The organism is Streptococcus oralis subsp. dentisani (assembly GCF_003944205.1).
GTDB lineage: Bacteria > Bacillota > Bacilli > Lactobacillales > Streptococcaceae > Streptococcus > Streptococcus oralis_BH.
In genome coordinates, this window is the sequence record NZ_RJPH01000006.1 from 104680 (window position 1) to 112908 (window position 8229).

The following is an 8229-nucleotide window of genomic DNA, read 5'->3' on the forward strand; positions in this document are numbered from 1 at the left end:
GGGGTAGCCAACTGAGTTTTCTATCATTCTACGAGGTAACATGAAATCATTTTTTAAAACATATTGGACCTATTTTGTTTCTTTCATCATTCCTTTAGTAATTATGACCGGAGTATACCTAACTCAAGGTATCTACTGGAATAGCGATACATCTCCACTATTAGGAGATGGTTTCCATCAATACGTTATTTTTGATGTGACTTTACGGAATATTCTACATGGAAATGGTAGTTTGTTTTACACCTTTACAAGTGGCCTCGGACTAAATTTCTATGCTCTATCTAGTTATTACTTGGGTAGTTTTCTCTCGCCTCAGGTTTACTTTTTTAATCTGTCGAATATGCCAGATGCTGTTTATCTGACAACTCTTTTAAAATTTGGATTGATTGGTCTGTCAACCTACTTTAGTTTAAATAAATTATTTCAATCTATCCCTCAGCCTTTAAAACTGGCCTTATCAACTTCCTATGCTTTAATGAGCTTCACTGTCAGTCAGTTAGAGATAAAAACCTGGTTAGATGTTTTCATCTTGATTCCTTTAATTATAACTGGCTTACACATGCTTATAACAGAAAAGAAGCGCCTACTATACTTTACAAGTCTGTCAATCTTGTTTATTCAAAACTATTATTTTGGATATATGACAGCATTGTTTCTTATTTTTTGGTATCTCTGTCAAATTTCTTGGGACTTTAAAACTCGAAAATCATCTTTTCTTGATTTTGTTATTACCTCCTTTTTAGCAGGAATGGCTAGTTTGATCATGACTCTTCCTACATTGTTTGATTTACAAACTCATGGGGAGAAGTTAACTGCCATCACAAAATTAAAGACAGACAGTAGCTGGTATCTGGATATTTTCGCAAAACAATTCATTGGATCTTTTGATACAACTAAGTATGGAGCTATACCAATGATTTTTGTTGGATTGCTTCCTTTTATTTTAACCATTCTATTTTTCACAATAAAATCCATAAGGTTTCACGTGAAACTTACCTATGTAATTTTCTTTATTTTTTTAATATCAAGCTTTTACATAGAGGCACTTGATTTGTTTTGGCAAGGGATGCATACCCCAAATATGTTTTTGCATCGCTATGCTTGGATTTTTTCCACTCTGTTAATTTATACTGCAGCAGAAGTCTTAAATCGTCTGAAAGAACTGAAGCTCTGGAATCTATTTGTCTCACTTTTTCTTGTACTGACAGGGTTTTTGGCTACTGTATACTTTAAATCACATTATTCTTTTTTAACAGATTTGAATATCCTACTCACCCTTGAATTTCTCCTGGTTTATGCTCTTTTACTTCTTGCAGTCATTAGAAAATTTATCTCTGTAAATCTATTTGCAATTCTTTTGTCTTTATTTATAACAGCTGAGATAAGCTTAAATGCTTCATCTCAAATGGAAGGAATAGCTAAAGAATGGGCCTTTGCTTCTCGTAGCGCCTATAATAGAGATATCACTGCTATGGAATCCATTCTAAACCAAATTGACAATCCATTTACACGTACTGAAAAACTGCAAATTCAGACTGGGAATGACAGTATGAAATTTAACTACAATGGAATCTCTCAATTTTCGTCTGTACGAAATCGTTCAGCTAGCACTAGTTTGGACAAACTGGGATTCAAATCCTCTGGAACCAACCTCAATCTCCGTTATGCAAATAATAGTCTTTTAGCAGATAGTTTATTTGGAATCCAGTACAATATTTCTGAAACTTCGCTTGATAAGTATGGCTTTCAAGAGATTTATCAAAAGGATCATTTAACCTTATATAAAAATCAACTCTCTTTACCCATTGCCTTTGCCACTCAATCTATTTACACAGATGTAAACTTTAACAATCACACTCTAGATAATCAGGCTTTATTTATAAACCAGCTTGCTAATCTCAACTTGGATTACTTCTCCCAAATAGCATATGATAAAACAGATACTTCAGATGGTTTAACCAGCATCACAGGTTCTGCGAATGAAGATGCAAAGATTGATTATCAAATTGAGGTTCCTCAAAATAGTCAAGTCTATCTCTCTTTTTCAAATCTTCATTTTACAAACGATAAGCAAAAGAAAGTTGACATCATTGTCAATGGAGAAAAAAAGACTTTTACAACTGACAATGCATTTAATTTCTTTAATTTGGGTTATACTGAAGAACAAAAAACTTTCGATATCAGTGTTAGTTTTCCTGGAAATTCTCAAGTATCATTTGAATCACCGACCTTCTATCGTTTAGATACTCAGGCTCTTACTGAAGCAATCCAAAAAATTAAAGAACAACCTGTAGAAGTATCCACCTCTAAAAATAAAGTCTTTGCTACATACGAAGTTAAACAAGATACCTCTATTTTCTTCACTATTCCTTATGACAAAGGTTGGTCTGCATACCAAGATGGGAAAAAACTTGAAATCAAGCAGGCTCAGACTGGTTTTATGAAAGTTGATGTTCCAAAAGGAAAAGGCACCATTACACTTTCCTTTATCCCCAATGGTTTTGTTATTGGAGCAGCCTGCTCACTAACTGCCCTTCTTCTTTTTGGGATCTATAATCACAGACGAAATTTATCTAAGACAGAAAAAGATTGACCAATTCCTTGGCCAATCTTTTTAATCTTCTTCCATTTTCTTAGGTTGATAAGCTAGCATACCTAAAGCAGTAAAGAAAGCTAGAGTTATAATAAGGAAAATCACTTGATGATGAATATTTCCTGTCATAGAGATTGTTTGTCGTAAGCCTGATACAGAATAACTCATTGGTAACCAAGGATTGACACCTTTGAAGAAATCATTTGTCAAAGCAAGGGGATAGGTCCCTGCACTTGATGCTAACTGTAATAAAAGTAAAATAAGAGAGAAGAAAGCTCCAATACGGCTATTCCAAGTTGTTAAAGCTGTCACCATAGACATGAAAGCTAAACTTGTGATTATAATTAGAATCAAAGTCCTCATCTCATGGTTCGCAGTCAATCCAATAAGATGGACACCTCCATAAACTAAAACACCTGCTAAGACAGCTATAATACCATTTATTTCAGAGCGAGACTTCAACCAAGCCCAACGACTCTCTGGATGACGTCCAGAAGGCAACTTAGCAAAAATCATATTGGTAGATATAGCAGCAACAAAAAGAGCAACTGATATCATATAAGGAGCCATAGCAATCCCATTTACAGGAACTTGGTCATTATCTGTTTTTGAGAGAAGTAGAGGTTCAGATAATGTTTCTGCATTTTTAGATTCTGTTGAAGCTGATTTGAGTTGATTATTAGCATTGCCTAATCCTTGTCCTAATGAATCAACTCCCGTCTGTAAATCTTCAAGACTAGAGGTTAAGGTTGTTCCACCTTCTGCTAATTTTCCAGCACCATCTGCCAATTTATTAGCTCCATTCTCTAATTGAGAAGCACCTGAAAGTAACTGACTGGATTTGTCTGCTAATTGCCCAGATCCGGATTGTAATTTATCAACTCCTGCTATCAATTCTTGACTCTTTTGATTCAATTGATTGGAGCCAGTTGATAATTTTTCAATGCCAGATACTAATTCTGGAGTTTTTTCAACTAATTGACCAACTCCTGCTGTCAAGCTAGACGATTTTTGTGTCAAGGTATTTGAGCCTGAAACTAGTTGATCCAAACTACCTGTCAAGGTGGAGTTTTTTTCACTTAGTTGACTTGCGCCCTGAGAAACTTTATCAACACCTGCAGTATATGCATTTACACCTGATGTAATCGACTGACTAGCAGGAACTAATTTACTCGTCACTGCTCCCTGTATTTCTGTTAATCCACTTGACAATCCTGTCAAAGAAGTAGAAGCAATAGGTAATACTTGATTGGCTTGATTTTTTAATGTCGAAAGATTTGAAGATTGATTTTGTAAGTTTTCTAAACTTCCCTGTAAACCTTGTACTAAAGCTATAATTGACTGAGCCGATTGAATACTATCAGTCGAATTTTGAGATACAGAAGCGCTTATCTCAGCTTGTTGCTCACTTGTCAATGATTGATAAGCTGCTGTCGATTGAATATTTGCTAATGTAGCTGCTTTTTCAGACTGAGCACTTACTAGCATTTGATTAGAAAGAGATACTATACTTGATAAAACAGAATCTAATTGTTTTGTATCTCCAACATCAATATTTTGAATAGCTTGATTTAACTGATTCAGACCAGAAGATAATTGAGCAATTTGATCTTTTTGCTCAGACGAAGCATCTAACTTGCTAGAAAGTTGTTGAATCCCTTCACTTAATTGCTCCACACCCATTCGAAGTGTAGCTGATTGACTAGATAACTGATTCGCACCTGTTGCAAGATTTCCCACTCCATTTGTATAGGCACTAACACCAGATGAAAATTGATTAAGACCAGTATTGAGCTGAGAAACACCGCCAGTATAGGCCTCTACACCAGTATATAACTGATTGATTCCTCCTACTAATTCAGGACTTTTAGAAGCTAATTGACCTAATCCGCTATCTAATTTACTTACTGCACCAGTATATGTAACTAAACCACTATTAAAAGTCCCTAAGCCAAGATGAAGTTGTTCAACACCAGAAACATAAGCAGATAATCCTTTGGTAAACTGCTCCGTTCCATTTGAAAATGTTAAACTTGAATCTGCTAAAGAGTGTAGGTTAGTAGTCAATGTTTGACTTCCTGTCACTAACTGATTCGCTCCATCAGTTAATTTTTCACTACCAGAAGCTGCTTGACTCATACCATCCTTTAATTCGACCATCTTGTTAAATAAAGCTTTAGTATAGGTCTCAGTTACATTTGTAGAAACATTCTGCTTCAATTGTGTCATCGCAGAATCGCTCATCTTGCTAGCAATAAAACTATGACCACTTGAAGTCTGATAATCGATTTGCATTTGCTCTGGATGATTCGTTAAAATAGAAGCTGCTTTTTCAGATAAATCACTTGGTAAAGTCACTACCATATAGTAATTGCCATCTTCCAATCCCTTCTTTCCTTCATCTTCATCTACGAAATGAAAATCTAAGCTTTTATTTTCTTTTAAATTTGACACCATGTCTTTTCCTATAGCCATGGTATTACCGTTATAGGAAGCTTCTTTATCATTATTGACAACTGCCACAGGTAAGTCAGACAATTGCCCATATGGATCCCACATTGATGACAAAAATATGATATTGTACAGAGCTGGAATAAGAGAAATCCCTATCATGACAATAATAAAGGTTGGTTTTTTAAAAATTGCTTTCCATTCTTTAAACATATCTTCTCCTTTTTTAAACATATTGTCTAAAATTTTGATATAATAGATTATACATCAAAAAATCTAAATTACAAGGTAAAAAATTATTTTTTAGACATATAGTCTATTTTTGTATACAAGGAGGAATTATGAAAGAAAGTAACAAACGTTTAAAAACAAAACGAATTATTGAAAATGCCATGGTTCAATTATTGATGGACCAACCCTTTGATCAAATTTCTACTGTCAAGCTAGCAGAAAAAGCCGGAATTAGTCGTTCCAGCTTTTACACTCACTACAAGGATAAGTATGATATGATTGAGCATTACCAAAGTAAGCTCTTTCATACCTTTGAGTATATTTTCCAAAAACATGCCCATCATAAAAGAGATGCTATTTTAGAAGTATTTGAATATTTAGAGTCTGAGCCACTTTTGGCTGCACTCTTATCTGAAAATGGTACAAAAGAAATCCAAAATTTCTTGAGAAATAAGCTTCACATTATGCTTAGCACAGACCTTCAGAAACGCTTTATGAAACTACAACTCAATCCAATTGAATTAGAATATAGTAGCATTTATCTAACAAATGCCCTATTTGGTGTTTGCCAGACTTGGATTGCTCACGGAAAAAAAGAAAGTCCGCAAGAAATGACAGACTTCCTTATGAAAATGTTAGGTGATGTAAACTAAAAAAAGAACACCAATGGTGTTCTTTTTATCTGACTCCGCCAGTAGGACTCGAACCTACGACATCATGATTAACAGTCATGCGCTACTACCAACTGAGCTATGGCGGATAAAATAGTCCGTACGGGATTCGAACCCGTGTTACCGCCGTGAAAAGGCGGTGTCTTAACCCCTTGACCAACGGACCATCTATCTGTAGCAGATATAACCATTATATCAATTTCTTACTAATTGTCAATCACTTTTTAGTTTTTTTCTCTAGAATATCTTTCAGTTTACGAACTTTCAAACGAGTGATGGGGCAGCGATGATCTTCATAAAAGACAACTTCTAGATTCTTTCGATCAATTTCTCTAACATTTCCAATATTGATTAGGAAAGATTTATGAGGAGAATAAAATCGCTGGGTATGTTTGTCCTTTTCCTGAATATCTGTCATGGTTCCATAGAACTCTTTGGCAAAATTCTTACCAATAATCCGCAGTTTATGAGAAACACCTGTTGTTTCGATATACAAAATATCATGGTAAGGGATTTTCAAATCATTTCCCTTATAGTTGTAATCAAAATAGTCTACAACATCTTCGTTTTCAAGCAGCATGCTCTTAGTGTAAAAAATACTCTGCTCGATACGTTTTTTGAACAATTCATCATTGATGTCTTTGTCTACAAAATCTAGAGCTGATACCTGGTATTTGTACGTTAAGGTAGCAAATTCAGATCGACTGGTAATAAAGACAATAATAGCATAAGGATTGTGATGACGGATAAACTGTGCCACTTCAAAGCCCTTTTTCTCAATTCCGTGAATATCGATATCTAGGAAATAAAGCTGATTTACTTCATCATTTTCGATATATTCCTTAAACTCACGAACTTTTCCTGTTGTCTTGTAAGAAATAGGAATATTTGATTCCTCCGAGATTTCATTCAATATTCTCTCTAGTCTCACTTGATGCTCAATAACATCTTCTAAAATTAATACTTTCATTCGAATTCCCTCTTAAATCTAATAATTTGTCTAAATGTGTTGTCTTCCATCTCTGTTTCTAACATAATGTTGTCATATTTATCTAGAATCTCTTTGACATTATTAAGCCCTAAACCTCTATTTCTTCCCTTGGTAGAGAAACCTAAGGCAAATAAGTCCTCTGAAGGCGTCATAGTGATTTTACATGAATTCTGGATGACTATAACTGTCTCAAAATCCATTTTAATGACTGCAACTTCCATTTGTTTCAAGTAACTATCCGCGGCTCCTTCAACAGCATTGTTTAAGAGAATACTCATGATGCGAACAAGATCAAGTAAATCCATTGACAATCTAGTAATAACATCCTTTACTTCCAATGTAAACTCTACATCATTATTTCGTGCATAAACAATGGATTGAGCAATCAAACTACGTAAAGCTGAATCTTCTAAATTGTTCAAATCAAAGTAAGTATATTTTTCTGAACGCAGTTTTTGATTCGCTTTTACTAATACTTCATTGTAAACTCTGTCAATTTCCTGTAAATCTTCACTGTCAATTGCCATTTGCATGCTGACAAGCATACCTGCATAGTCATGACGAAAACCTCGAATTTCATTATACAACTTGACAATTTCATCAGTATAAGTCTGTAAATGCTTTTGTTCAAATTTCTTCTGCTTTAGGGCAATCTCTTTTTCAATTTGAACCTTATAAGAATTCATTGCAAAGAAAATCAATAACAAGCAAATAAAAACAATGGTTGATAAAATACTTCCAAAACTATTTAAATGAGAAATAGTACTCACGATATCTGAAATAAAAGAGACGATATGCAAGAAGATAAATGCATATAGCACTTTTTTCAAAAAAGAATAGAGATATTCTTTGTCAAGATATTTAAACTCCAAATGGAAATAAGATATGACAATTTTAATAACCAAATAGGTTAAAATAAGTACAAATATAATAAAATAATTATTATATTCTAATGCAATATCATCTCCTGTTATAGATGATAAAGTTACCGATATAAAGTTATTACTACTATGATATAAGAGAGAAAATAATAGGCTTATAAAAACTCCCTTAGACTTATCATACTTCTGAAATCCAACAAAGTAACCGAATATGAGTAAAGGAAATAAAAATTTAGACAAACCGTAACCATCTAAGGCTAGCAAATACATTATTTCTTCTAATATTAATTGTAGTAAAAAGACATAAAGACTATAAATATATTTTTCTTTTTTAGTTGCATTACAAGTCCATTCATAAATTTTACTAATGATAAAAACATAAAAAAAAGCTATTACTAATCCAAATAAATT

Annotated in this window: 5 protein-coding genes and 2 tRNA genes; 2 read left to right on the top strand and 5 right to left on the bottom strand. The window is 33.7% G+C overall.

The features are described from left to right. The first annotated feature begins 40 nt into the window (after window positions 1-40). Complete coding sequence (locus D8805_RS05900; RefSeq protein ID WP_125416158.1) at window positions 41-2593, top strand: YfhO family protein; 2553 nt, start codon at window positions 41-43, stop codon at window positions 2591-2593. Between the two features lie 21 nt (window positions 2594-2614). Here D8805_RS05900 and D8805_RS05905 read toward each other — a convergent pair whose 3' ends face one another. Continuing rightward, window positions 2615-5257 carry a YhgE/Pip domain-containing protein gene (locus tag D8805_RS05905; protein WP_125416160.1) on the bottom strand — a complete coding sequence of 881 codons (2643 nt, stop codon included), beginning with the start codon at window positions 5255-5257 and terminating at the stop codon, window positions 2615-2617. A 128-nt stretch (window positions 5258-5385) separates the two neighbouring features. On the opposite strand from D8805_RS05905, the gene D8805_RS05910 reads away from it, so the two are divergent. Further along, window positions 5386-5928 carry a TetR/AcrR family transcriptional regulator gene (locus D8805_RS05910; RefSeq protein ID WP_038804778.1) on the top strand — a complete coding sequence of 181 codons (543 nt, stop codon included), beginning with the start codon at window positions 5386-5388 and terminating at the stop codon, window positions 5926-5928. 33 nt (window positions 5929-5961) lie between these two features. Here the strand turns inward: D8805_RS05910 and D8805_RS05915 are convergent. The 4 genes from D8805_RS05915 to D8805_RS05930 form a co-directional block, all read right to left on the bottom strand. After that, a tRNA-Asn gene (locus D8805_RS05915) sits at window positions 5962-6035 on the bottom strand. 5 nt (window positions 6036-6040) lie between these two features. Next, window positions 6041-6112, bottom strand: a tRNA-Glu gene (locus D8805_RS05920). Window positions 6113-6163: 51 nt separating this feature from the next. Beyond that, window positions 6164-6916 carry a competence system response regulator transcription factor ComE gene (comE, locus tag D8805_RS05925; protein WP_000866081.1) on the bottom strand — a complete coding sequence of 251 codons (753 nt, stop codon included), beginning with the start codon at window positions 6914-6916 and terminating at the stop codon, window positions 6164-6166. Continuing rightward, a partial coding sequence (locus D8805_RS05930) for a GHKL domain-containing protein (RefSeq protein WP_312023349.1) occupies window positions 6913-8229 on the bottom strand: 1317 nt, incomplete at its 5' end. The genes D8805_RS05930 and comE, both read right to left, overlap by 4 nt.

Coding starts and splice junctions, on each gene's coding strand:
- D8805_RS05900 (WP_125416158.1), top strand. CDS start 41: ATGAAATCATTTTTTAAAACATATTGGACCTATTTTGTTTCTTTCATC.
- D8805_RS05905 (WP_125416160.1), bottom strand. CDS start 5,257: ATGTTTAAAGAATGGAAAGCAATTTTTAAAAAACCAACCTTTATTATT.
- D8805_RS05910 (WP_038804778.1), top strand. CDS start 5,386: ATGAAAGAAAGTAACAAACGTTTAAAAACAAAACGAATTATTGAAAAT.
- comE (WP_000866081.1), bottom strand. CDS start 6,916: ATGAAAGTATTAATTTTAGAAGATGTTATTGAGCATCAAGTGAGACTA.